Origin of the sequence: Streptomyces sp. NPDC127100, from assembly GCF_042724095.1 — a bacterium.
In the GTDB taxonomy this organism is placed as follows: Bacteria; Actinomycetota; Actinomycetes; order Streptomycetales; family Streptomycetaceae; genus Streptomyces.
Genome location: NZ_JBHXFL010000003.1, coordinates 84666 through 108561 on the forward strand (window position 1 = coordinate 84666; position 23896 = coordinate 108561).

Sequence of the window (23896 nt, forward strand, 5' to 3'; positions counted from 1 at the left end):
TTCAGCGGATGGCCGGGCGGTACTCCAGCACGACGCCGTACGGGTGTGCCTCGACGGTCCGGAAGAGCGGCGAGGCGGTCAGCTCCGTACGCAGCGTCTCGAAGCCGCCGGCCGGCAACAGGCCCTCTCCGGCGGTGTAGACGTCCTGGGTACGGGTGAGGACGACGTACGTCCTGGTGCCCGGCGGGATCCCCGCGGCGAGGTAGCCGGCCGGGTCCTTCAGCATCCGCTCGTTCTCGGGCAGCTCCTGCTCGGCGAAGTACCAGTGCTCCAGCCGGTCGTAGCGGTGGAGTGCCTGTGGGAAGGAGCCGGTGGTGGCGAGGATCAGCGAGCCGTCGGGGGCGCTGTCGAGGGCGCGGGTGACCAGCGCGGTCTCCTCGGGCGGGGTGTAGTACATCTTCTCCTTGCCGTAGTAAGACGGCAGGAAGCCGGCCGACAGCAGCACCAGCACGGCGGGCAGCGCGACGGCCGCGGTCCTGTCGCGCAGGACCTTCCTCCGGCCGGGGCGCGGTCCCGCGGCGGCCGGCACGAGCGCTGCGGCGGCGAAGAAGGCGGCGCCGGGCAGGCCGAACAGGTAGACGCGGAACAGCATCTCCCCGCCGTAGTCGTTGACGGCGAACAGCGGCACGGGGGCGACGGAGACCAGCAGCAGCGGCAGGGCGCTGCGGGTCAGCCGGCGCCGCAGCACGACGGCCGCGCCGGCCAGGACGACGATCGCGAGGACCATCAGCACGCCGGCCCGGCCCGCGAGTTCGGGTCCGGGACCGGTGAGCTGTCCCGCGTAGCCCGCGCGGGAGTTCTGGGTCAGCTCGCCGATCGACTCCTTGAGCGTGGAGAGCGTCTCCGTGAACAGGGGACGCCCCATGGTGAGGTCCCAGGTCAGCATCAGCAGCCCGGCCACGGCCAGCAGTCCGGCGTTGCGGTAGCGGCGGGTCAGGTTGAGCGCGAGCAGGCAGACGCACAGCATCACCGGCGTGAGCTGGTGCGTCGCGTTGACGGCGGCGATCAGCGGGGCGAGGACCACGACGCAGACGGCGCGCTGCCGTCGGTCGGTGGGCGGTGGCACGGCGGCGGCGGCCGGGTCGAGGAAGGTGCGGTCGCGCAGCCGCCCGGCGGATCCGGGGCGCACGAAGTGCCGCAGCACGACCGCGATGACCGTGAGGTGCAGCAGGTAGGCGAGCCCCTGGGGGGCGAAGTAGTCCTGGCCCACCCAGTTGGCGAGCTGGAAGATCCAGACGGCCGTCCACACCAGCCGCCAGTCCCGGCAGAAGGTGCGGTAGATCAGGACCAGCACCGGGATCATCAGCAGGCCGAGGACGACCGGCGCCCAGTTCGCGTACGCGGCGGCGCTCTCCGTGCCCAGGGCGCGGGTCAGGCCCGCGTTGAGCGTGAAGAAGCCGGGCCACTGGTCGTACGCCGACATGTTGCCCGACAGCGCCGCCTCCGGACGCAGCTCGCCGTTGGCCAGCAGCGTGTTGACGACGGCGTCGTGCTTCGAGGCCCACGGGTAGCGCACCGCGTCGTACAGCACCGCCGGGGGTGCCTTGATGGCGAACAGCAGCGCGGCGCAGTGCGCGGCCGGCCACCAGGGTGCGGTGGCCGCGCGCCGCAGGCCGACGACGAAGCCGGCGGTGAGGACGAGCAGCGAGAGGTAGTAGGTGAGGGGCAGCCGGTCCAGCAGGCCGTAGTCGCCCATCTCCCGGAAGCCGATGCGGGGCAGGGAGTACGTCCACAGTCCGGCCGCGAGCAGCAGGGTCAGCGGGCCGGCGCCGGGCGTACCGCGCGGGATCCACCGTCTCCGGGCGCCGCCGCCGTCCCCGCCCGGGCGTTTCCGTCCGGTGGCGGCGTCGGGGGCGGGCAGCGTGCTGCTTTCGGCGGTCGGTACGGGCACGTGGTGCTGCACGTCGAGACTCCCCTCCCCGGGCCAAGTATAGGAACTTTTCTGGTTTTTCACGCCGAAATCGTCGGACTCGGACCTTCTGGAGAGGCCGCCCGCCCCCGCCGTTCAGCCGGCGAAGACGGGACCGCGCAGGGCGGCGCGGGTCCGGCGGTACCAGCGCCAGCCGACCGTCCTCGGCCCGTCGCGGTACGGCGCGACCCGGGCACCGCCGCCGGCCAGCCAGGTCCGCACGTCGTCGGCGGTGTGGCCGCGGCGCACGATGAGGCGGGCGATGCGGTACCGCTCGTCGCGGCCGGAGCTGAGCGCGTGCCGTACGGCGGTGGCCGTCTCGTAGCCGGCGCGGGCCGACATGGCCCTCACCCGCGGGCTGTTGTAGCCGTGCGGGTAGGCGAGGTGGCGGACCGGGTGGCCGAGGGCGTCCTCCAGCACGTTCTTGGACGTGCGCAGTTCGTACGCGAGGGCCGTGCCGGACAGGGTGTCGAGCTGGGCGTGGGTGACGGTGTGGCTGCCGATCTCCATGCCGGAGCGCTCCAGTTCCGCGGCCTCGCCCAGGGTCATCATCGGGGCGGGCGGCAGCAGGCTGCGGCCGCCCGGGGTGATGGCGCCGGTGGTGAGGTAGGCGGTGGCGGGCAGCGCGCGTTCGGCCAGCGCCTCGGCGGTCGGGCCCGGCAGGTCGGCGAAGCCGTCGTCGAAGGTCAGCAGCACGGGCCGGGGCGGCAGGGGGGCCCGCCCGGCGAAGTGGTCGGCGACCGCGCCGATGGTGACGGGGGTCCGGCCGCTGTCGACGACCGCGTCGAGGTGAGCGGCGAACTCCCGCGGGCTGACGGTGAACTCGGCGATCCAGCCGGGTGGGTCCGCCATCACGGCGTGGTAGAGGAGGACGGGGACGCAGTCGCCGTCCGCCCGTTCTCTGCCGTCCGGCGTGTCCTCGCCCCGACGGCCCGTCGCCCTCATCGCGTCCTCCCGGGAGCGGACCGGAGGGCGTACCGGGCGCGCAGGTAGCCCACCGGCCCGTAGGCCATGCCCCGTCGCTGCAGCCGCGACAGCCGCCGCGGCCACGGGTGGGTCCGTTCGTCGTGGCCGCCCGGTGCGCCGCCGCCGTCCGTGTCGCGGACGGCGGTCAGCACGCGCGCGTGGACCAGCCCGCGCGGCAGCCGGGCGAGGAACGCCGGCAGCAGCGCCGGCCGGTTCACCAGGATCGCCGTGAGGTACGCGGTGAGTCCCGCGCCGTAGCCGTACGCCTGGGTCTCCAGGTCCCGCCAGCTCTCCCGGTGGTGGTGCCACACCAGGGCCGTCGGGGTGTAGTGCAGCCGTGCGCCCTGGGCGAGGACGCGCACGAAGCCGTACAGGTCGTCGCCGCCCCGCGCGTGCGTGCCCGCGCCGGTCGCCGGGTCGAATCCGCCGACCGCGCGCAGGGTCGCCGTGCGGAAGGCCATGTTGGCGCCGGAGCCGAAGCGCCCCGCGGTGAAGGGGAACAGCGGTTCGTCCGCGGGCGGGTGCTCCGGGTCGTACGTGCGCGGGACGAAGCCCTTCGCGAAGCCGCCGTGGCTCTCCAGGAGCACCTGGGCGGGGGTGCGCAGCCGCGCGGGCAGGATCAGCCCCGTGGCACAGCCCAGGCGCGGGTCGGCGGCGAAGGGGGTGGTCAGTTCGGTGAGCCAGCGCGGGTCGGCGACGACGTCGTCGTCGGTGAAGGCGACCACCTCGCCCCGTACGGCGGCCAGCCCCCGGTTGTGGGCGACGGCGAGTCCGGGCACCGGCTCGCACACGTACCGCACCCGCTCGGCGTACTTGCGCTCGACCAGCTCCCGTGTCTCGTGGGTCACCGGGGCGTTGTCGACGACGACGATCTCGGTGTCCGGGTGGTCCTGCGCGAGCAGGGAGTCGAGCGCGCGGGCGAGCCGGCCGGCGCGCTCCCGGGTGGCGACGACGACACTGGCGGACGGCGGGGCGGGCGGCGGGGTGGGCGCGGGCCCGGGATGCGGTCCGGGTGGCGGGGCGGGGTGCAGGCGCCGGGCGAGCGCCGCCAGCGTCCGCGTCGGGTCCGCCCCCTCCGGCACCCGCCCGAGCAGGGTGCCCACGGGCCGGCCCCCGCGGCGGACCAGGACGAACACCGCGCCGGCCGTCACCGGCGGACCGCCCGGCCCCGCTCCGAGGCCGGCCTCCCCCCCGTCCCCGAGGTCCAGCTCGGCGACCTGCACCGGCTCGATGCCGAGGAACCTCTCGATCTCCTGCCGTGTCTCCTGCCGCGCACGCCGTGCTCCGGCCATGCGCCCCACCCCCCTCGTGGTCGCCCCTCCGTCACGGCCGGCGCAGCCGGGCCGCCCCCCTCAGCGTGCGTGCCGCCAGTGACGCCAGCCGCGGCCGGTCGCGCACGAAGCCGTGCGCGCGCCGGGCGGGTTCGCGGCCGAGCCACTGCAGCGCGGCGCCCGCCCCCGGGCGCGTGGCCGTCCCCTCGTACACGGGCAGTTCGCCGGTCCGCAGCGAGTCCTTGTACTCCGCCGCGCCCCGCCCCATGTCGAGCAGGCCGATGCCCTCGGCGGCGGCGGCCTCGGCCATCCGCAGGTGCAGTACCAGCCCCGGCGAGTACTTCGCGGCCTCCGGGTCGTACGCCGGGAACCAGCAGGCCAGGACCGAGGCCGAGCGCAGCCCGAAGTGGGCGGCGACGGGCCGGCCGCCGGCGTAGAGGACGGACAGCGTGCCCGTGCACTGGGGCGCCCGGGTCCCGGCGAGCCGCCCGACGAGCCGGGTGATCCACTCCTGCGCGAACCGGTCCCGCCGCCCGGTCCTGCGGTACTGCGCCGACTTCCACTCCATGAGCGTGCGCAGCGCGGCCGGTTCGCGCTCGTCGAAGACGAACCGCACGTCGCCGACCTGCCGGCCCAGCCTGCGCTCCTTGGCGAGGGTGGTCTTCAGGAACTTCGGCGACTGGGCGCGCAGCACGTTCTCGTACGCCTCGTAGCCCTTCTCCACGTCGATGACGTAGGTGGTGTGCTCCTCGGCCGCGTACGGCACGAACAGGCCCTGCTCGGCCTCCAGGTTGTCGAAGGCGAGGCTCGACAGGGAGCAGGCCCGCAGCAGTCGGCGGGTGTCCGGGACGAGACCGGGCCGCAGCACCGCGCCCTGGCAGTCCGAGACCCCGAGTCCGATCGCCCGGCCCTGGCCCAGCGGCCCGCGCTCGTGCGGCAGGAAACCGGCGGCCTCACCGCCGTCGTACAGCACCGCGACCCGCGCCCCGGTCCGGACCCGGCCCACGGCGTCGGTGAACTCCGGCTCCATGAACGGATTGCGCGGCGCCCTCGACGCGGCGCGCAGCGCGCGCCAGCGCTCCCGTTCCCCCTCGCCCAGCTCCTCCGGCCTCAGTACACGTACACGTCCGCCGTTCAACCCGACCCCCCGATCAAGTCCCCCCTGGACAGAAGGAAGGTACCCCCGGGGCCGCCGGGAGGGTAGAAGGCGGAGCATGTTGTTGCCAACTGGTGCACAGGCCTTTAACCGCCTTTAGACGATGTTGCGTCAGGTTTCGGACACCTGCGAACGTCCTCGTGCGCAACCGGTCGTGGGTGAGTCGGACAGGTCCGGTGTCCGTATTCTCTGATCATGGACCGCACCGCATATGCCCTCGTCGCCACCGACCTCGACGGAACGCTGCTGCGCGGCGACGACACCGTCTCCGACCGGTCGCTGGCCGCGCTGGAGCGGGTGGCCCGGGCCGGCGCGCGGCACCTGGTGGTCACGGGGCGCCCGGCACCGAGGGTGCGCCCGCTGCTCGACGGGCTGGGCTGCACGGGGCTCGCGGTGTGCGGACAGGGCGCGCAGGTGTACGACGCCGGCGCGCACCGGATGCTGTGGTCGGTCACCCTGGACCGGGAACTGGCGGAGACCGCGCTCGGCAAGATCGAGGCGGAGGTGGGGGAGGTCTACGCCGCGGTCGACCAGGACGGTGTCGACGGACTGACGCTGATCGAGCCGGGCTACCTGATGCCCCACCCGACCCTGCCCGCGGTGCGGGTGGAGCGGCGCGACGAGCTGTGGGGCGCGCCGATCAGCAAGGTGCTGCTGCGCCACCCCGACCTGTCCGACGACGAGCTGGCGGCGACGGCGCGCGCCGTGGTCGGTTCCCTCGCGACGGTCACGATGTCGGGGCCGGGGACGGTGGAGCTCCAGCCGTGCGGTGTCACCAAGGCGACCGGTCTGGCGCTCGCCGCCGAGCACCTGGGCCTGAGCCGGCGCCGGACGATCGCCTTCGGGGACATGCCCAACGACATCCCCATGTTCCACTGGGCGGCCCGCGGGGTCGCCATGGCCGGCGCGCACCCCGAACTGAAGGCGGTCGCGGACGAGGTCACCACGACGAACGAGGACGACGGCGTGGCCGTCGTCCTCGAGCGGATCTTCGGAGCCGGCTAGGGGCTGTGTGATGTCGTGATCACACGGTGTACTTGAGCGAGTCGTCGATCCAGATTATGGAGGCTCGGAGGTGGAGGCCGGCAAGGTAGCTTTCGGGTGACTTGTCGTAGCGGGTGGCGACGCCCCGCCAGGCTTTCAGCTTGTTGATCAGGCGTTCGACAGTGTTCCGTTCCTTGTAGAGGTCGGCGTCGTGGCTGATGGACCGGCCGCCGCGTGAGCCCTTTTTCTTGCGATTTGCGGCCTGGTCCTTCTTCTCCGGGATGACTGCTTTGATGTTGCGTTTTCGCAGGTAGCGGCGGTTTCCGCGCGATGAGTAGGCCTTGTCACCGGCGACTGCGCCAGGTTTGGTGCGGGGACGGCCGACCGGCAGACGGACTCGCACTTTCTCGAGCACGGGGATGAACTGCGGACTGTCCGCGGCCTGCCCGGCGGTCAAGACGAAGGCGAGCGGACGGCATCTGCGGTCCGCCGCGAGATGAATCTTGCTGGTGAGGCCGCCCCGGGACCGGCCGAGCAGGGCTTGCTTCAGACGGAGCTTGTGTCGGCGCCGGATACGCCGGCGCTCGTCCTGTCCGTTCTGTTCCTCCGTACCACCCCTTTTTGCCGGGCTGTCTCCTGCTTGTGCGCAGCCTCCTCCAGGGCCGACATGAGGTGCTTGCTGACGCGGAGCCCCGCGGCGTCATGGTGGGCACGGACCGTAGTGGAGTCCACGCTGACCAGCGATAAATCTGTTTGCTCCGCGCGGGCTGCCTGAGCGATCAGGCCTTCCAGCAGGGCGGTGAACACACCGGCGTCTCGCCAGATGCGGAAACGTCCGTAGACGGTGGCCCATGGGCCGAACTCGGCAGGCATCTCCCGCCACTGACCGCTGGAGCGGAACCGCCAGATCACCCCCTCGAACTGTTCCCGCAAACGCTCCGGATACGGGCCGTACTTACCGATCGGCAGATACGGCTCGATGAACTTCCACTGAGCATCGGTGAGTTGCCTACGCGTCACGACCACAGTCCTACCGGCTTCCACCTCGCGAAGAGCTCAGAACCCGGCAACTAATCACGACAACACACAGGCCCCAGGAGTCGCCGGCGCCGCGCCACCCTCAGGCCGACGATGGTCCGAGGGTGACGCGGCGTGTGGACAGCCTTAGGGGCACCGGCAGTTGGCGACGAGGGCGTTGTCGGAGGGGTGCTCTACCGTGTTGATCAGCATCGGGCTCCGCCCGCACGGTGCCGGTCACCGATCCCTCGTCAGAAAGCGAACTCGTGAGCAACTGGGACAGCACAGTCGGCCCCTCCGGCGATCCCGTGGGGCAGACGTCCCGCAGCAGTGCCTTCCGGGCCTTCGCCCGGCGGCACGGGGTGTCCGACGACGCCATCACCCGCCTGCTGTGGAGCATGGAGCCGGCCGTGTACTTCAAGCAGAAGACGCCGGAGAGCGTCCGGCCCGGCGACCGGGTGATCGGTCACATCGGAGGGGCGCCGGCGCTGCCCCTGGACATGGAGTGGAAGGTGGGCGACATCTTCGTCGCATCCTTCGACCTCGCCGCGGTGCCCCGCACGCTGTTCGACGACGGGCTGCCCCGGGAGGGGCACCTCCTGCTGTTCACCTGGTCGGACGCTGGCGGCGGCAAGGCGCTCTACATACCGCCCGGGACCAAGACGACCGTGCGCCCGGCCCCCGTCCCGAGCGAACTGGACCTGCAGTTCGGGTCCTCCCACATGATGCTGGACCGCTGGACCATGGTCGCCTCCCACAACGACGCATGGGACGCCCACGCCTGGCTCATCGGCGAGGACCACGGGGGCATCTGGGGTGAGCCGGAAGGGGAGGAAGCCGAGTGGCACGCTCGGCTGGAGGCCGCCGTCGAGGAGTACGCCGCCAAGGTCGGCGTCAGACCGGCCATGGACAACAGCACCGACAAGCTGCGGGGAGTGCAGGGGAACATCCACCACAGCTGGGACAAGAGCACAGAGGCGTTCCAGCGCCTGCGGGAGGAGGCGGTCCGCGAACTCAGGGACGCCCCGGAGCGGTTCGACGAGGTCTACGACCGGGCATGGCGGGAGCTGCCCGGACAACCGCTGTTGCACCTCGCGACCTTCAACATGGAGTCGCTCCAGTACGACTGGATGGACGGCGACATCAGCTGGTTGATCAGCCGCGACGACCTTCACGCCAGACGGTTCGACAAGGTCGAGCACTACTGGTTGGGCTGATTTCTGCGGTTCGGCCTGTCCCGGAGGCCTCGTGACCACCGCGTGATCACGACATCACACACCCCCTAGGGCCCGGTCCCGTCGGAGGCCGACGGGACCGGGTCACGGCCGGGTGCGGGGTACGGCTCAGTACGCGCTGAAGACGTTGTCGATCGAGCCGTACCGGTCGGCCGCGTAGTTGCAGGCGGCGGTGATGTTGGCGACCGGGTCGTACGAGTCCCAGGAGGTGCCGGCGACGTGGTACGCCTGGAAGGTCGGGTCGATCACCTGGAGCAGGCCCTTGGACGGGGTGCCGTTGACGGCGTTGATGTCCCAGTTGTTGATGGCGAGCGGGTTGCCGGACGACTCCCGCATGATGTTGCGGTGGATGCCGTCGTACGTCCCGGGGATTCCGTGCTGGGCCATGATGTCCAGCGACTCGCGGATCCAGCCGTCGAGGTTGTCCGGGTACGCCGTGGTCGCCGCGGTGGCGGCGGTGGTCGTGGTGGCCGGCGTGGCGGCGGACGCGGTGGCGGCCCCGACGAGCGGCATGGCGAAGACGGCGGCGCCGGCGCCGGCGAGGGCGAGCTTGCGGCCGAGGCGGGCGGTGCGGGCGTGACGGTTCTGACCGTTGGCAGGCATGTGTGTGTCCCTCTCCTACGCCTGCGAGGTGAGCTGTCGGGTTCGGGCGGGGAGGTGCCCGGCCGTGCCCTGACGGGCACGGCTTCACCCCGAGCCGCTCCGGTGGTGTCCGGTGCGGCGACTTACCTGGGTCCCCCGCTCCTGCCTGCGAGTGTGTCGAGTGGATGACTGTGCGTCGGGGCGGTGGCAGGATTCGGCGTCCGCCCGACAGGCCGGGAACGTATGCGAGAGCACATGTCCGGAACAAGTGCAGGAATCACTCGACGTGCCTCTTGACCTTGATCCGGGCGTTTTGGGGTGCTTGATCCTTTGCGACTGCCAAGGGTCAACTCCCCTACGGGGCAAAGGGGTGGCGGGGTTCGCGGCGCGGGCGCGGGGGACCGCGGGGGCGTGAGCCAACTCACGGGCCTCAACAAGGTCGGCAAAACGGGCATTAGGGCCAACTGGTGGCCAACCGGCCGCCGATGGGGGTCGCTTCGCCGACGGGCGCGGGACGGGCGGCCGGGCCGGGGCTCCGCGCCCTCGGTCGCACCTCGCCGCCGGTGGTCCGTCCCGGTGTCCGCGCGCGCTGCGCGGGCATCCGTTCGGAGAGGGGGGAGGGCGGGAGGGTGCCGAATGGGTGACGTTCCCGGGGTGCGGCCCGTTGGGAGGAATGGTGGGATCTTCGGTGGCGGTTTCCGGCGCGCCGTGTCCCGGTTCGCGCCGTTCTGGTGGCATCGGGCGGTATCTGCTCATATCGCCCGATCAAAAACATACCGCGCATGATCCAATACCGACCGGCCTGTAACGGTGGGCGCTAGCGGTGATCGAAACGTGACCGGATACGCTGACTCGAGTGGTGGCAGCGACCTATCGACAAACCAGGTAATCGCCAGTAGACACCAGCAGACAGGAGACCCCTCGTGACCGTCGTCGGGCCGTTCGGGCTGAGCGTGCGGGACCAGGCTCTGGAAGCCGATGTCCAGACCGGATTGGCGGCCGTCGAGGAAGGGTTGCTTGAGGCAACCAAGAGTGAGGTGCCGTTCATCACGGAGGCCGCCCAGCACCTGGTGCGGGCCGGCGGCAAGCGGTTCCGGCCGCTGCTGGTGATGCTCGCCTCCCGGTTCGGCGACCCCTACGCGCCCGGCATCGTGCCCTCGGCCGTGGTCGTGGAGCTGACCCACCTCGCCACGCTGTACCACGACGACGTGATGGACGAGGCCGCCGTGCGCCGCGGCGTGCCCAGCGCGAACACCCGCTGGGACAACTCGGTGGCGGTCCTCACCGGCGACTTCCTGTTCGCCCGCGCCTCCCAGATCCTCGCCGACCTCGGGCCCGAGGCGGTCCGGGTGCAGGCCCTGGCGTTCGAGCGGCTCGTCACCGGCCAGATCCTGGAGACGGCCGGCCCGCAGGACGGACGGGACCCGGTCGACCACTACCTGGACGTGCTGGGCGGCAAGACGGGGTCGCTGGTGGCGGTCTCCTGCCGGTTCGGCGCGATGATGTCCGGCGCCGACGAGACGGTCGTCGACGTGCTGACCCAGTACGGCGAGCGGCTCGGCGTCGCCTTCCAGCTCGCGGACGACGTCCTGGACATCGCCTCCGACTCCCACGAGTCGGGCAAGACGCCCGGCACGGACCTGCGCGAGGGCATCCCGACCCTCCCGGTGCTGCGGCTGCGCGAGCGGGCGGCCCGGCTGGGGCTGGCCGAGGACGTCGCCCTGTGCGAGCTGCTCGACTCCGACCTGAGCGACGACGCACGGCACGCCGAGGCGCTGCGCCTGCTGCGCGCCCACCCCGCGCTCGAGCAGGCCCGGCGGGACACCGTCCGGTACGCGAAGGACGCCCGGGCGGCGCTGGCCCCGCTGCGGGAGTGCGACGCGAAGGCCGCGCTGATCGAGCTGTGCGACGCGGTGGTGCACCGGGCCGGCTGACCCCGCCCGGCCGTTCCCCGCGCCCTCCCGGCGTGGCGCCCCTGCCCCCTACGGGCCGGGGGAGATGCCGCTCCTCCGTGTCATCCCGCAGGAGTACGCGGAGTTGAGCCCGAGGTCTGACGCTTCTTCCTGACCGATTTGGTCAGATGGACACCACGGAAAAACACCACTCCTCACCGATTCGGGTGAGAATGGCGGCTCACGGGTGAACAGTGCGAGGTCGCGAGACAGCCGCCGCCGACGACGGAGGTAGGGCACACATGGCACCGATCGATTCCGACGACAGCACGACCGCCGGGGAGCGCGAGGAACCGCGCACCGGACGGCGCAGGGCCGCGCGGTACGTCGTCCCGGTCGCGGTGATGGGCGTGGCGGCCGCCACGATCGGGCTCGTCCCCGCGCTCGCCGACTCCGGCGACCCGGACCTGCCGGAGGTGACGGCCCAGCAGCTCATCGAGAGGATCGCCCGGTCGGACGTCCAGCAGCTGTCCGGCACGGTGCGGATCAGCACCGACCTGGGCCTGCCGGACCTCGGCGGCCTGGAGAGCGGCCTGATGTCCGGCATGTCCGGCGGCCCGGGGGAGGGCGCGGGCGACGACGGCTCCGCCGCGGACCCGTCCACCAAGCTCACCGGGCTGGTGACCGGCACCCACACGCTGCGCGTCGCGGCCGACGGCCCCGACCGGCAGAAGCTGTCCCTGCTGGAGGACGCCGCCGAGTACAGCCTGATCCACGACGGCAAGGACGTCTGGGGCTACGACAGCAGGTCCAACGAGGTCTACCACTCCACCGCCGCGGCGGGCGCCGAGCGGCCCGCCGAGAAGGCGCCGGCCACCCCGAAGGACTTCACCGAGCAGGCGCTGAAGGCGGTCGACGACACCACCTCTGTCACCGTCGACGGCACCGCGCAGGTGGCCGGCCGGGACGCCTACCGGCTGGTGATCAAGCCCAGGCAGTCCGGTTCCACGGTCGGAGCGATCAGCGTGGCCGTGGACGCCAGGACCGGCATGCCGCTGAAGTTCACGCTCACCCCGTCCAGCGGCGGCGCCGCCGTCGTGGACGCCGGCTTCACCCAGGTCAGCTTCGCGAAGCCGGACGCGTCGACCTTCGACTTCACCCCGCCCAAGGGCGCGAAGGTCACCGAGGGCGACACGGCGGCCGAGGCGCCCGAGCGGGGCCGGGGGCCCGGCGGCGACCTCGCCGGGGGCCTGGACGGCCTGAAGGTCATCGGCGAGGGCTGGAACTCGGTCGCCGCCTTCGACACCGGCGGCCAGGGTCTGCCCACGGCCTCCGCGGGTGGCGACCTGGGCGGCTTCCTGGGCTCCTTCGGCGACCAGGTCAAGGGCGACTTCGGTTCGGGCACGGTCTTCAAGACCCGCCTGGTCAACGCCCTGATCACGGACGACGGCAAGGTCTACGCCGGCGCGGTCACCAAGGACGCGCTGGTGAAGGCGGCCGACGCCGCGAAGTAGGACCGGACGCCACGGTCCGTACCCGTACGACGAGGAGAGGGAGCCGATGGGTGAGCCGTCCGCCGCGGAGCCGGAGCGTCCGGACCGGGGGAGCGCGGGTGACGCCGTCATCGCCACCCGGGCGCTCACCAAGCGCTACCGCGGCGGGCAACTCGCCGTCGACGGCCTGGACCTGACCGTCCCGGCGGGCAGCGTCTTCGGCTTCCTCGGCCCCAACGGCTCCGGCAAGACCACCACCATCCGCATGCTGATGGGCCTGATCGAGCCGACCTCGGGCACGGCACGGGTGCTGGGCCGGCCCGTGCCGCGCGCTGCCCGTGCCGTACTGCCCCAGGTCGGCGCCCTCATCGAGGGCCCCGCCCTGTACGGCTTCCTCTCCGGCCGCGACAACCTCCTGCGCTACGACGCCGCCGACCCCACCACCGACCCGCGCACCCGGCGCGAGCGCGTCGGGGCGGCGCTGGACCGGGTGGGCCTCGCGGCCGCCGCGGGCAAGAAGGCGAAGGCGTACTCGCTCGGCATGAAGCAGCGCCTCGGCCTGGCGGCGGCGCTGCTCCAGCCGCGCCGCCTGCTGGTGCTGGACGAGCCCACCAACGGGCTCGACCCCCAGGGCATGCGCGAGATCCGCACCCTCGTGCGCGAGCTGGCCTCCGACGGCACGACCGTCTTCCTCTCCTCCCACCTGCTGGACGAGATCGAGCAGGTGTGCACGCACGCCGCGGTGATGGCGCGGGGCCGGCTGATCACGCAGGGCGCGGTGGCCGACCTGGCGGCCGGGGCGCGCGGCCGGCTGGTGGTGACCACGCCGGACACGGGAGAGGCGGCACGGGTGCTGAAGGAGCGGGGCGCCGGGGACGTGGCCGTCGCCGAGGACCGGGTGACGGCGGAGCCGCCGGGCGGCGACCTCGCCGACCTGAACGCCGCGCTGGTCGCGGCCGGCGTGCGCGTCCGCGGGTTCGGAGTGGAACGGGCCTCCCTGGAGGACGCGTTCGTGGCGCTGACGGGGGAGGGCTTCGATGTCGCGGGCTGAGGCGTCACCGGCCGGGGCGGCACGGCCCGACGGAGCGGTGGGCGGGAGCACGGACGTGGACGTGGACGCGGGCGTCGTGCGCGCGCCGCGCCGCCTGTGGACCCTCGGACTGCTGCGCAGCGAGCTGCTGACCACCTTCCGGCGCTGGCGCACCCTCGCCCTGCTGGGCGTGCTGGCCGCGGTGCCGGTCCTGGTGGGGATCGCCGTGAGGATCGAGACGGGCGACGGCTCGTCGTTCGGCGGCGGAGGCCGGGGCGGCGGGGGCGACGGACCGGCGTTCATCTCGCAGATCAGCAACAACGGACTGTTCCTGGTCTTCACCGCGCTGGCCGCGACGCTCCCGTTCTTCCTGCCCATGGCCGTCGGAGTCGTCGCCGGTGACGCGATCGCGGGCGAGGCGAGCGCGGGCACGCTGCGCTACCTCCTGGTCGCCCCGGCCGGGCGCACCCGCCTGCTGCTCACCAAGTACGTGACGGTGATCGCCTTCTGCCTCGCGGCCACCCTCGTGGTCGCCGTCTCGGCGCTCGCGGTCGGGGCCCTGCTGTTCCCGCTCGGTGACCTGACCACCATCTCCGGCACCCACATCACGTATGCCGAGGGACTCTGGCGGGCCCTGCTGATCGCCCTGGTCGTGGCCGCCTCGCTCGTCGGCGTGGCGGCGCTCGGCCTGTTCGTCTCGACGCTGACCACGAGCGGCATCGCGGCGATGGCGACCACGGTCGGGCTGCTGATCACCGTCCAGATCCTCGACCAGATCCCCCAGCTCCACGCGCTCCAGCCCTACTTCTTCTCGCACTACTGGCTGTCCTTCGCCGACCTGATGCGCGAGCCGGTCTACTGGGACGACCTGGTGAAGAACCTCGGCCTCCAGGCCCTGTACGCGGCGGTGTTCGGCTCGGCCGCCTGGGCCCGGTTCACGGCGAAGGACATCACCTCGTAGCCGGCGCGTCCGTCCGCTCGTAGGGGAAACGGGCGAGTGGCGGCTCCTGGGCGAAGAAGGTCTTGGCGCGGGACAGCGCGTCGGTGTCCCGCAGGACGTCGCCGGGCCTGCTGCCGTTGCCGAGCAGGACCCCGCCGAACCGCATGCCCATGTACGCCGCCGAGTTGTTCAGGCTGCCGATCAGCGGGTCGGCGACCTCCGGCTCCTCGTGGGCCAGCGCGGTGACGCCCCACAGGGTGCGTCCGGCCAGGGTCGCCTTGAAGTCGAGGCCGGGGGTGCGCAGCCAGCCGGACCAGTGGTCGAGGTAGCGCTTGACCGGGGCGGACAGCGAGTACCAGTACAGCGGCGAGGCGATCACGAGGTCGGTCGCGGCGAGCGTGGCGTCGAGCAGCAGGCCCGTGTTCCCCGTGGTGGGCCGGGTGTGGTCGCTGTCGTGCCGCAGGTCCTCGAACTCGGGCAACGGGTGCTCGGCCAGGCTGATCCAGCGCTGCTCGGTGCTCGCGGGCAGCTGCTCGGCGGCACGGCGGGCCAGCAGTTCGGTGTTGCCGTCGGGGCGGCTGCTGCCCAGCAGGAAGAGGAAGCGGCGGCTCATGGGTCCCTCCAAGTGATCGGCGTGCGCGAATTACCAGCACGTGCAGTATATGCGCGTGCATGAGTTTGTCCAGGGTGGTGCCGGGCGGTGCGCGGGACGCCCGCTCGGGCGGCGCCGCCGGCGGTGTCCGACACGGCCCACCGCACCTCCGTGACCTCCTGGAACGAGCCTGTGACACCGCGGTGACGCCAGAATCGCGGGTGAGCGGAGAGACTCGACGGCAGATGAACGACAGGCATGACAGGCTCTGGACGGCAGGGAAGCGAAACCGCCGACGGAAGCCGCCTAGGAGTGGGGGGAAGATGTCTCGACTCGGCCGCGACGAGCAGCGGGCCCAGCTACGCGCCGAGCGCCCGCTCGCTTCCGTGGAGACGCCGATCGACGTCCGCGTGCCGGAGGCCGGCGGTGACGCGTGCGGCGCCTCGGTCGACGGCGTCCTGGTCGTCGCCGCGCCCGGCGAGGAGATCCGGCACGCCGTCCTGAACCGCCTCCACCGTTTCGCCCTGGCCGGGGGCAGGCCCGTCCTCGCCACGATCCACGACGAGCGCATCGGCTGCGTCGTACGGCTCCGGGTCGACCCCGACGGCTCCAGCCACCTCGCCGGCAAGCCGGTACCGACTCCGCGCACGCCGGTGGCCCCGGAGGCGGTGGCAGTCGCCCCGGCGGTGCCCGAGGCCCCGGGGGTGCCGGCGTCCGAGCCGGCCTCGGCGGGCCCCGCGGTCCGGCAGGCCCCGGCGGTCCCCACCGGCGAAGTCCCCGCGGGCGCCCCGGCCCCGGCCGCCCCGGTTGCCGACGGGCCGGCGGCCGCGGAGCCGCAGCGGACGGCGTCCCGTGCGTCCGTGCCCACGTTCGTGCCGCGCGCCCTGCCCGAACCCGCCGTGCCCACGGCGCCGGGTACGGTGGGGCCGCCGACGGGGGTGTTCGGTCCACCGCCCCGGATGGACGCGGCGCCCGCGGCCGGCGGTACGGCGGCGGACCCGGCCGCTCCCGCCGGTCCCGCGTCCGCGGCTCATCGGGCCGGTCCGTACGCGCCCGGCGCCCCGACACCGCCCAGCGCTCCCGGCCCCTACGCTCCGGCCCCCGTTGCTCCTGCCGGTCCGGCGCCGGCCGACCGGGCATCCGCCGCTCCCGCGCCCACCGGCTCCGCGTCCTCGGGTCCGATGTCCACCGATCCGGCGTCCTGGGGCACGGCACCGACCGGTCCGGCGCCCTCCGGCCCGGCGTTCCCCGCCCCGGTGGCCGGCGCCGCCCGGGGCGTGCCGCACGCGCCCGCCCCCGTGCCCGGCGCCGTCTCCGCCGCCCGTCCCAAGCCGGTCCCCGGCCTCGTCCTGGACGCCGATCCCGGCCCCAGGCCCACGCCCACCCCCGCCCGGGGCTTCGACGCCGTGGCCGAGGCCGTGCTCGGCGACGCACCGCTCACCGCACCCGGCGACGCCACCACTCCCGCCCTCCTCGCCGAGCCCACGGCGCGGATCAACGAGGCGGTCAAGGAGGGACGTACGCAGGACGCGGCGCGACTCGCGGAGCGCTCCGTGGCCGAGGCCTCGGACACGCTGGGGCCGGAGCACCCCGAGGTACTCCGGCTCCGTGAACTCACCGCCTACATCGCCTACCTGTCGGGCGACCCGGAACGCGCCTTCCGGCTCTCGCTGGACCTGGCCCGGATCCACCGCACGGCCGGCGACGCGGAGGCCGCCTACGGCAACGTCCAGAGCGCGGCCACCGCCTGGCGGGCCGTGCGCGACCCCGAACGGGGGCTGGAGCTGGGGCACGACCTGGTCGGCCTGTGGAGCGAACTCGCCGCCGGGCCGGGACCGGCCGCCGACGACGTCGAGGAACTCGAGACGGCCCGGACCCGCATGGGCCGCCTCGCCGACCGGGCCCGCGCCCACGCCCGGGCCGACTGACCGGCCGGCCCGGACGCGCCGGGCGCTACTGCGAGAGCGCCCAGACCGCGTACGCGACGGCGTCGCTGTTGCGGTTCAGCGCCGTGTCGTTGATGTTGGCGGTCGTGTCGCAGGACGAGTGGTAGCACCGGTCGAACCGCTGGCCCGCGGTGCCGCCCCACTTGGCCGCCTGCGCGGACGTCTTGACGTAGTCGGCGCCGCTGAACAGGCCGCCGACGGGGATGCCCGCGTTCTTGAAGGGCGCGTGGTCGGAGCGGCCGTCGCCCTCGGTCTCGATCTCGGTGGAGACACCGAGGCCGGCGTAGAAGTCCTTGAAGGTCTTCTCGATCGCGGGATCGTCGTCGTAGACGAAGTAGCCGGGGTTGGGCGAACCGATCATGTCGAAGTTCAGGTAGCCGCTGATCTTCGCGCGTCCGGTGGTCCCGAGGCTGTTGACGTAGTAGCGGGAGCCGACCATCCCCAGCTCCTCCGCGCCCCACCAGGCGAAGCGCAGGTGCTTGGTGGGCTGGTAGCCGGAGCGCGCCACGGCGAGCGCGGTCTCCAGGACGGCGGCCGAGCCGGAGCCGTTGTCGTTGATGCCGGCACCCGCGGTGACACTGTCCAGGTGTGACCCGGACATGACAACCCGATTGGTGTCGCCGCCGGGCCAGTCCGCGATGAGGTTGTACCCGGTGCGGCCGGAGGACGTGAACTGCTGGACCGTGGTGGTGAAGCCGGCGGCGTCCAGCTTGCCCTTCACATAGGTGAGCGACGCCTGGTAGCCGGGGCGGCCGTGGGCGCGGTTGCCGCCGTTCGCCGTGGCGATCGACTGGAGCTGCGTGAGGTGGGCCTTGACGTTGGCCACCGGTATGTCGGGTGCGGCGGCCGCGGCGGCGGTCCCGGTGGCGGGTGCCGCACCGGCCGCGGAACCGCCGGTGACGAGGGTGGCGACGGCGACGGCACCGGCCGCCAGCGCACGCCCGGAAACGGAAACCTTCATGTGGGGGGCTCCGGATTCCTGGGGAGTCCCTGGGGAGGACTCCCGGGTGAATGGGGTGCCTGGATGGTGGGGCCGTCACTGACGCCGCGTCAAGACCGCTATCCGGCCACCGCGTCGCGCATATCGGTCTACGGCTTCACGGTCGGGGTGTCGAGCCGCGCGGGCGCGGACGCGGGAGGCGCGGAAGCGGAATCCGGGGCCGGACCTCCCGAGGCCACGATGTCCGAGTCCCGCGCGGAGTCCTCCTTGACCGCCGGCACGCCGCCGCCGGCCCGGTCCAGCTGCGCCCGCAGGGCCCGGGAGGTCCGGTGGGCGGTGCGCAGGGCGTCCCAGGTGAGCAGCGTGAGCGCCAGCCAGACGAGCGCGAAGCCGGCCCAGCGCTCGGGCGGCATGGCCTCGCCGAAGTACAGGATGCCGAGCAGGAACTGGAAGACCGGCGCCAGGTACTGGAGCAGTCCCAGCGTGGACAGCGGCACGCGGATCGCCGCCGCGCCGAAGCAGACCAGAGGGATCGCGGTGACCACGCCGGTCGCGGCGAGCAGGGCGCCGTGCCCCGCGCCCTCGGTGGTGAAAGTGGAGTCGCCGTGCGCGCCCAGCCACAGCAGGAAGCCGAGCGCGGGCAGGAACTGGATCGCCGTCTCGGCGGCCAGCGACTCGACGCCCCCGAGGTTGACCTTCTTCTTCACCAGCCCGTAGGTGGCGAAGGAGAAGGCGAGGCAGAGGGAGATCCACGGCGGCCGGCCGTAGCCGATGGTGAGGACGAGGACGGCCGCGAAGCCGGTGCCGACCGCCGCCCACTGCACGGGCCGCAGCCGTTCCTTCAGCAGCAGTACGCCCATCGCGATGGTGACCAGCGGGTTGATGAAGTACCCGAGCGAGGCCTCGACCACGTGGCCGCTGTTCACGGCCCAGATGTAGACGCCCCAGTTCACGGTGATGACCGCCGCGGCCACCGTGATCAGGCCCAGCTTGCGCGGCTGCCGCAGCAGCTCGCCGGCCCAGGCCCAGCGCCGTACGAAGAGCAGGGCGACGGCGACGAACACGAGGGACCACACCATCCGGTGGGCGAGGATCTCACCGGCCCCGGCCGGCTTGAGCAGCGGCCAGAACAGCGGGACGAGCCCCCACATCCCGTACGCCGCGAAGCCGTTCAGCAGGCCTATGCGCTGTTCACTCCCGGACGACCCGGCCACGGGCACCTCCTTCTCGCCTACGGCGCGCCGAACACGGAGGCGTGCCAGGTCGAAAATAGCGCCGCACCCGGCCCCCTGTCATGCCCGTATCGCCATACGGTCATGACAGGGGGCCGGGTGAGCCGGGTGGTGCGGGCTCAGGCCTTCAGCGCGGCCCGGATCGCCTCGGCGAGCGGCGTCGCCGGACGGCCGGCCAGCCGGGACAGGTCGCCGGTGGAGACGACCAGCTCGCCCTTGGCGATGGCGGCGTCCACGCCCGCGAAGACGGCGGCCAGCGGCTCGGGCAGCCCGGCGCCGGTCAGGATGCCGACGTAGTCCTCGACGGAGACGGGCCGGTAGGCGATCTCCTTGCCGGTCTGCCGGCTCAGCTCGGCGGCGTACTCGGCGAAGCTCCAGGCCTCGTCGCCGCCCAGCTCGTACGCCGTGTTCTCGTGGCCCTCGCCGGTCAGCACGGCGACGGCGGCGGCCGCGTAGTCGGCGCGGGCGGCCGAGGAGACGCGGCCCTCGCCCGCCGCCTGCACCACGGCGCCGTGCTCCAGGACCGGAGCGAGCTGCTCGGTGTAGTTCTCGTGGTACCAGCCGTTGCGCAGCAGCACGTACGGAACGCCCGAGCCCACCAGTACCTCCTCGGTGGCTCGGTGGTCGTCGGCGAGCGCGGCCGTCAGGCTGCTGGGGGCGCTGGTGTAGGCGAGCAGGGCCACCCCGGCCGCCTTCGCCGCGTCGATCACGACCCGGTGCTGCTGGACGCGTCCCTTGTCGAACTCGTTGCCGGAGATCAGCAGGACCCGGTCGCCGGCCGCGAACAGGCCGTCGAAGGTGGCGGGGGAGTTGTAGTCGGCGACCGCGAGCCGCACTCCGCGGGCGGCGAGGTCGGCGGCCCTGTCGCGGTCCCGGACGACCGCGGTGACCTGGTCGGCCGGCACCTTCTCCAGCAGCTGCGCCACGACGTGGCGGCCGAGGTGTCCGGTGGCTCCGGTGACGACGATGCTCATGGTGCGGAACTCCTTGTGGGGGATGAGGTGCGATGCCACCGACGTTAGGGGAAGCGCTAACCAAAAGAAAGTACCCACTTTGAAGTAAGGTACCCGTATGGCGGTAAGTGATCCCCGGGCCGGCGAGGCGATGTGCCCCTACCGGCTCGTCCTCGAGCATGTGACCAGTCGCTGGGGCGTCCTCGTCCTGATCGAGCTCCTGGACCGGCCGCACCGGTTCAGCGAGCTGCGCCGGGCGGTCGGCCGGGTAGGCCGGAGCGTCAGCGAGAAGATGCTCACCCAGACCCTCCAGACCCTCGAACGCGACGGCCTGGTCCACCGCGACGCCAAGCCCGTCATCCCGCCCCGCGTCGACTACTCCCTGACACCCCTCGGCCGTGAGGCCGCGGAGCGGGTCCGGGACCTGGCTGAGTGGACGCGCGAGCGGATGACGGACGTCGAGCGGGCCCGCCTGGCGTACGACGAGACCCGGGCGGCACGGCAGGAGGCCGAGGCGGTACGGGATGGAGCGGAACGGCAAGAGGCCCGGGCACTTCCGTCCCGGGCCTCGTGATGCGGTACGGCGCTCAGCCGACGACCGTCCAGGTGTCGCCGCCCGCCAGCAGCGCCGCCAGGTCGCCCTTGCCGTTCTGCTCGACGGCGGTGTCGAGCTGGTCCGACATCAGCGTGTCGTAGACCGGCCGGTCGACGGAGCGCAGCACACCGATCGGGGTGTGGTGCAGCGTGTCGGGGTCGGCCAGGCGGGACAGCGCGAACGCGGTGGTCGGCGACGCGGCGTGGGCGTCGTGGACCAGGATGTCCGCCTCGTTCTCCGCGGTGACCGTGACGACCTCGAGGTCACCGGTCCGCGGATCGCGGACGACGCCCTTGGAGCCGTCGGCACCGAAACGGATCGGCTGCCCGTGCTCCAGCCGGATCACCGCCTCCTGGGCCTGCTGCCGGTCCTTGAGGACGTCGAAGGCGCCGTCGTTGAAGATGTTGCAGTTCTGGTAGATCTCGACGAGCGCCGTGCCCGGGTGGTCGGCGGCCTGGCGCAGGACCTCGGTGAGGTGCTTGCGGTCGGAGTCGACGGTCCGGGCGACGAAGGACGCCTCCGCGCCCAGCGCCAGCGAGACGGGGTTGAAGGGCGCGTCCAGCGAGCCCATCGGCGTCGACTTGGTGATCTTGCCGACCTCGGAGGTCGGGGAGTACTGGCCCTTGGTGAGACCGTAGATCCGGTTGTTGAACAGCAGGATCTTGAGGTTAACGTTGCGGCGCAGCGCGTGGATGAGGTGGTTGCCGCCGATGGACAGCGCGTCGCCGTCGCCGGTGACGACCCACACCGACAGGTCGCGGCGTGAGGCGGCCAGGCCGGTGGCGATGGCGGGGGCGCGGCCGTGGATGGAGTGCATCCCGTAGGTGTTCATGTAGTACGGGAAGCGGGAGGAGCAGCCGATGCCGGAGACGAAGACGATGTTCTCCTTCGCCAGGCCCAGCTGGGGCATGAAGCCCTGCACGGCCGCGAGGATGGCGTAGTCGCCGCAGCCGGGGCACCAGCGCACTTCCTGGTCGGACTTGAAGTCCTTCATGGACTGCTTGCCCTCGGCCTTCGGCACGAGCTGGAGCAGCGCGTTGGCGTCAGTCATCGATGGCCTCCTTCAGCGCCGTGGCGAGCTGCTCCGCCTTGAACGGCATGCCGTTGACCTGGTTGTACGAGCGCGCGTCGACCAGGTACTTCGCCCGGATGAGCGTGGCGAGCTGCCCGAGGTTCATCTCGGGGACCACCACCTTGTCGTAGCTCTTCAGGACCGGGCCGAGATTGTGCGGGAAGGGGTTGAGGTGGCGCAGGTGGGCCTGCGCGATCGACTCCCCGGCCCGCCGCAGCCGCCGGACGGCCGCCGTGATCGGCCCGTACGTCGAGCCCCAGCCGAGCACGAGGGTCCGCGCGCCGTCCGGGTCGTCGACCTCCAGGTCGGGGACGTCGATGCCGTCGATCTTGGCCTGGCGGGTGCGGACCATGAAGTCGTGGTTGGCCGGGTCGTAGGAGATGTTGCCCGTGCCGTCCTGCTTCTCGATGCCGCCGATCCGGTGCTCCAGACCCGGGGTGCCCGGCACCGCCCACGGGCGGGCGAGGGTCCGCGGGTCGCGCTTGTACGGCCAGAACACCTCGGTGCCGTCGTCCAGGGTGTGGTTCGGCCCCTGCGCGAACCGCACGGCCAGGTCGGGGAGCTCGTCGAGCTCCGGGATCCGCCACGGTTCGGAGCCGTTGGCCAGGTAGCCGTCGGAGAGCAGGAAGACCGGGGTGCGGTAGGCCAGGGCGATCCGCGCCGCCTCCAGGGCCGCGTCGAAGCAGTCCGCCGGGGTGCGCGGGGCGACGACGGGCACCGGGGCCTCGCCGTTGCGGCCGTACATGGCCTGGAGCAGGTCCGCCTGCTCGGTCTTGGTCGGCAGACCGGTGGAGGGCCCGCCGCGCTGGATGTCCACGATCAGCAGCGGCAGCTCCAGGGAGACCGCGAGACCGATCGTCTCGGACTTCAGCGCCACCCCCGGGCCGCTCGTCGTCGTCACGGCCAGCGACCCGCCGAACGCGGCACCGAGCGCCGCGCCGATCCCGGCGATCTCGTCCTCGGCCTGGAAGGTGCGCACACCGAAGTTCTTGTGCCGGCTGAGCTCGTGCAGGATGTCCGAGGCCGGGGTGATCGGGTACGAGCCCAGGAACAGCGGCAGGTCGGCCTGGCGGGACGCGGCGATCAGGCCGTAGGCCAGGGACAGGTTCCCGGAGATGTTGCGGTACACGCCCGGCGGGAACGCCTTCGCCGCCGGCGCGATCTCGTAGGAGACCGCGAAGTCCTCCGTCGTCTCGCCGAAGTTCCAGCCCGCCCGGTAGGCCGCGATGTTGGCCTCCGCGATCTCGGGCTTCTTCGTGAACTTCGACCGCAGGAACCGCTCGGTGCCCTCGGTCGGACGGTGGTACATCCAGCTCAGCAGGCCCAGCGCGAACATGTTCTTGCTGCGCTCGGCCTCCTTGCGGCTGAGGTCGAACTCCTTGAGCGCCTCCACCGTCAGGGTGGTCAGCGGCACCGGGTGCAGGTGGTACCCGTCGAGGGAGCCGTCCTCCAGCGGAGACGTCTCGTAGCCGACCTTCTGCATGGCGCGCCGGGTGAACTCGTCGGTGTTGACGATGATCTCCGCGCCGCGCGGCAGGTCGCCGACGTTCGCCTTGAGCGCGGCCGGGTTCATCGCCACCAGCACGTTCGGCGCGTCGCCGGGGGTGAGGATGTCGTGGTCGGCGAAATGGAGCTGGAACGACGACACGCCCGGCAGGGTGCCGGCGGGCGCCCGGATCTCGGCCGGGAAGTTCGGCAGCGTCGACAGGTCGTTGCCGAAGGACGCCGTCTCGGACGTGAAGCGGTCACCGGTGAGCTGCATGCCGTCACCGGAGTCCCCGGCGAACCTGATGATCACCCGGTCCAGCCGGCGGACGTCCTTCGCCCCTACCGGTTCGCGCTGCTCTCCTACGACGGTTCCGTCGGCCTGCTCCGCTGGGCTGCTGACCTGGCTGGTCACTGAACTGGACCTCCCTCGAGGCGGCTGTCCGGGGACTGGTCTCCCATCGACCGTCCCGGATCAACCCTACGTCCGCGGGTGTTGACTTCCGGTGGACATTCGCATGATGGGCGCGACCCCGAGCCGGACCGGCGTCCTGCCGGTCCACGTCTCCCCGCCCCCCGTGCGCCGGTGAAGACGCCCCCTCTCCG

The 23896-nt window shown here is 72.5% G+C and carries 19 protein-coding genes, 1 pseudogene and 1 riboswitch; of the genes and pseudogenes, 8 read left to right on the forward strand and 12 right to left on the reverse strand.

Annotated elements, in window-relative coordinates; genetic code table 11:
• Window position 1: 1 nt before the first annotated feature.
• From ACFWJB_RS05135 to ACFWJB_RS05150, 4 genes are all read right to left on the reverse strand, one after another.
• Window positions 2–1903: a hypothetical protein gene (locus ACFWJB_RS05135; RefSeq protein ID WP_386920343.1), complete on the reverse strand. Its 1902-nt coding sequence runs from the start codon at window positions 1901–1903 to the stop codon at window positions 2–4.
• Between the two features lie 102 nt (window positions 1904–2005).
• Window positions 2006–2761, reverse strand: a complete 756-nt coding sequence (locus ACFWJB_RS05140; protein WP_385458045.1) for a polysaccharide deacetylase family protein — start codon at window positions 2759–2761, stop codon at window positions 2006–2008.
• Between the two features lie 89 nt (window positions 2762–2850).
• The gene (locus ACFWJB_RS05145) at window positions 2851–4167 is read right to left on the reverse strand and encodes a glycosyltransferase (protein ID WP_386920345.1); all 1317 of its coding nucleotides are present in this window, start codon (window positions 4165–4167) and stop codon (window positions 2851–2853) included.
• A gap of 31 nt (window positions 4168–4198) precedes the next feature.
• Window positions 4199–5284, reverse strand: coding sequence for a GNAT family N-acetyltransferase (locus tag ACFWJB_RS05150; RefSeq protein ID WP_385457982.1), 1086 nt, complete (start codon window positions 5282–5284; stop codon window positions 4199–4201).
• A gap of 213 nt (window positions 5285–5497) precedes the next feature.
• Between ACFWJB_RS05150 and ACFWJB_RS05155 the strand changes: the two genes are divergently transcribed.
• Complete coding sequence (locus tag ACFWJB_RS05155; protein ID WP_385457984.1) at window positions 5498–6307, forward strand: HAD family hydrolase; 810 nt, start codon at window positions 5498–5500, stop codon at window positions 6305–6307.
• Between the two features lie 19 nt (window positions 6308–6326).
• On the opposite strand, the pseudogene ACFWJB_RS05160 reads toward ACFWJB_RS05155, so the two are convergent.
• A pseudogene (locus ACFWJB_RS05160) lies at window positions 6327–7306 on the reverse strand (IS5 family transposase).
• 263 nt (window positions 7307–7569) lie between these two features.
• Between ACFWJB_RS05160 and ACFWJB_RS05165 the strand changes: the two are divergent.
• On the forward strand, window positions 7570–8520 hold the full coding sequence (locus ACFWJB_RS05165) for a DUF1963 domain-containing protein (RefSeq protein WP_125628102.1): 951 nt from the start codon (window positions 7570–7572) through the stop codon (window positions 8518–8520).
• A 126-nt stretch (window positions 8521–8646) separates the two neighbouring features.
• On the opposite strand, the gene ACFWJB_RS05170 is transcribed toward ACFWJB_RS05165, so the two are convergent.
• Complete coding sequence (locus ACFWJB_RS05170; RefSeq protein WP_385457986.1) at window positions 8647–9141, reverse strand: transglycosylase SLT domain-containing protein; 495 nt, start codon at window positions 9139–9141, stop codon at window positions 8647–8649.
• 3 nt (window positions 9142–9144) lie between these two features.
• Window positions 9145–9310: riboswitch (cyclic di-AMP (ydaO/yuaA leader) on the reverse strand.
• A gap of 733 nt (window positions 9311–10043) precedes the next feature.
• On the opposite strand from ACFWJB_RS05170, the gene ACFWJB_RS05175 reads away from it, so the two are divergent.
• The 4 genes from ACFWJB_RS05175 to ACFWJB_RS05190 all read left to right on the forward strand — a co-directional run bounded on the left by ACFWJB_RS05175 (window position 10044) and on the right by ACFWJB_RS05190 (window position 14496).
• Window positions 10044–11054: a polyprenyl synthetase family protein gene (locus ACFWJB_RS05175; RefSeq protein WP_386920348.1), complete on the forward strand. Its 1011-nt coding sequence runs from the start codon at window positions 10044–10046 to the stop codon at window positions 11052–11054.
• A 260-nt stretch (window positions 11055–11314) separates the two neighbouring features.
• Window positions 11315–12526, forward strand: a complete 1212-nt coding sequence (locus tag ACFWJB_RS05180; protein ID WP_386920350.1) for an outer membrane lipoprotein carrier protein LolA — start codon at window positions 11315–11317, stop codon at window positions 12524–12526.
• Window positions 12527–12572: 46 nt separating this feature from the next.
• Window positions 12573–13556 (forward strand): ATP-binding cassette domain-containing protein, encoded by a 984-nt coding sequence (locus ACFWJB_RS05185; RefSeq protein ID WP_386920352.1) that lies wholly within the window; start codon window positions 12573–12575, stop codon window positions 13554–13556.
• Window positions 13543–14496, forward strand: a complete 954-nt coding sequence (locus ACFWJB_RS05190) for an ABC transporter permease (protein WP_386920354.1) — start codon at window positions 13543–13545, stop codon at window positions 14494–14496. The genes ACFWJB_RS05185 and ACFWJB_RS05190 overlap by 14 nt, the downstream gene beginning before the upstream one ends.
• Here the strand turns inward: ACFWJB_RS05190 and ACFWJB_RS05195 are convergent.
• Window positions 14486–15088, reverse strand: coding sequence for a flavodoxin family protein (locus ACFWJB_RS05195; protein WP_385457995.1), 603 nt, complete (start codon window positions 15086–15088; stop codon window positions 14486–14488). The two genes, ACFWJB_RS05190 and ACFWJB_RS05195, sit on opposite strands and share 11 nt — an antisense overlap.
• Before the next feature lie 302 nt (window positions 15089–15390).
• Here ACFWJB_RS05195 and ACFWJB_RS05200 point away from each other — a divergent pair, with 302 nt between their 5' ends.
• Window positions 15391–16995, forward strand: a complete 1605-nt coding sequence (locus ACFWJB_RS05200) for a tetratricopeptide repeat protein (protein ID WP_386920356.1) — start codon at window positions 15391–15393, stop codon at window positions 16993–16995.
• Between the two features lie 25 nt (window positions 16996–17020).
• Here ACFWJB_RS05200 and ACFWJB_RS05205 read toward each other — a convergent pair whose 3' ends face one another.
• From ACFWJB_RS05205 to ACFWJB_RS05215, 3 genes are all read right to left on the reverse strand, one after another.
• Window positions 17021–17974: a M28 family metallopeptidase gene (locus ACFWJB_RS05205; RefSeq protein ID WP_385458000.1), complete on the reverse strand. Its 954-nt coding sequence runs from the start codon at window positions 17972–17974 to the stop codon at window positions 17021–17023.
• 128 nt (window positions 17975–18102) lie between these two features.
• Complete coding sequence (rarD, locus tag ACFWJB_RS05210; protein ID WP_386920358.1) at window positions 18103–19167, reverse strand: EamA family transporter RarD; 1065 nt, start codon at window positions 19165–19167, stop codon at window positions 18103–18105.
• A gap of 137 nt (window positions 19168–19304) precedes the next feature.
• Entirely contained in the window at window positions 19305–20159 is an 855-nt protein-coding gene (locus ACFWJB_RS05215; RefSeq protein ID WP_386920360.1) for an SDR family oxidoreductase, read from the reverse strand.
• Between the two features lie 97 nt (window positions 20160–20256).
• On the opposite strand from ACFWJB_RS05215, the gene ACFWJB_RS05220 reads away from it, so the two are divergent.
• Window positions 20257–20712, forward strand: a complete 456-nt coding sequence (locus tag ACFWJB_RS05220) for a winged helix-turn-helix transcriptional regulator (RefSeq protein WP_385458006.1) — start codon at window positions 20257–20259, stop codon at window positions 20710–20712.
• 13 nt (window positions 20713–20725) lie between these two features.
• On the opposite strand, the gene ACFWJB_RS05225 is transcribed toward ACFWJB_RS05220, so the two are convergent.
• The gene (locus ACFWJB_RS05225; protein ID WP_386920362.1) at window positions 20726–21784 is read right to left on the reverse strand and encodes a 2-oxoacid:ferredoxin oxidoreductase subunit beta; all 1059 of its coding nucleotides are present in this window, start codon (window positions 21782–21784) and stop codon (window positions 20726–20728) included.
• Entirely contained in the window at window positions 21777–23705 is a 1929-nt protein-coding gene (locus tag ACFWJB_RS05230) for a 2-oxoacid:acceptor oxidoreductase subunit alpha (protein WP_386920364.1), read from the reverse strand. The genes ACFWJB_RS05225 and ACFWJB_RS05230 overlap by 8 nt, the downstream gene beginning before the upstream one ends.
• Window positions 23706–23896: the final 191 nt, after the last annotated feature.

What these genes read in the sequence shown, in the direction of transcription:
- ACFWJB_RS05155 (WP_385457984.1), top strand. Translation starts at nt 5,498, where the DNA reads ATGGACCGCACCGCATATGCCCTCGTCGCCACCGACCTCGACGGAACG.
- ACFWJB_RS05195 (WP_385457995.1), bottom strand. Translation starts at nt 15,088, where the DNA reads ATGAGCCGCCGCTTCCTCTTCCTGCTGGGCAGCAGCCGCCCCGACGGC.
- ACFWJB_RS05220 (WP_385458006.1), top strand. Translation starts at nt 20,257, where the DNA reads ATGGCGGTAAGTGATCCCCGGGCCGGCGAGGCGATGTGCCCCTACCGG.
- ACFWJB_RS05140 (WP_385458045.1), bottom strand. Translation starts at nt 2,761, where the DNA reads ATGGCGGACCCACCCGGCTGGATCGCCGAGTTCACCGTCAGCCCGCGG.
- ACFWJB_RS05215 (WP_386920360.1), bottom strand. Translation starts at nt 20,159, where the DNA reads ATGAGCATCGTCGTCACCGGAGCCACCGGACACCTCGGCCGCCACGTC.
- ACFWJB_RS05190 (WP_386920354.1), top strand. Translation starts at nt 13,543, where the DNA reads ATGTCGCGGGCTGAGGCGTCACCGGCCGGGGCGGCACGGCCCGACGGA.
- ACFWJB_RS05200 (WP_386920356.1), top strand. Translation starts at nt 15,391, where the DNA reads ATGTCTCGACTCGGCCGCGACGAGCAGCGGGCCCAGCTACGCGCCGAG.
- ACFWJB_RS05170 (WP_385457986.1), bottom strand. Translation starts at nt 9,141, where the DNA reads ATGCCTGCCAACGGTCAGAACCGTCACGCCCGCACCGCCCGCCTCGGC.
- ACFWJB_RS05180 (WP_386920350.1), top strand. Translation starts at nt 11,315, where the DNA reads ATGGCACCGATCGATTCCGACGACAGCACGACCGCCGGGGAGCGCGAG.
- ACFWJB_RS05225 (WP_386920362.1), bottom strand. Translation starts at nt 21,784, where the DNA reads ATGACTGACGCCAACGCGCTGCTCCAGCTCGTGCCGAAGGCCGAGGGC.
- ACFWJB_RS05145 (WP_386920345.1), bottom strand. Translation starts at nt 4,167, where the DNA reads ATGGCCGGAGCACGGCGTGCGCGGCAGGAGACACGGCAGGAGATCGAG.
- ACFWJB_RS05205 (WP_385458000.1), bottom strand. Translation starts at nt 17,974, where the DNA reads ATGAAGGTTTCCGTTTCCGGGCGTGCGCTGGCGGCCGGTGCCGTCGCC.
- ACFWJB_RS05185 (WP_386920352.1), top strand. Translation starts at nt 12,573, where the DNA reads ATGGGTGAGCCGTCCGCCGCGGAGCCGGAGCGTCCGGACCGGGGGAGC.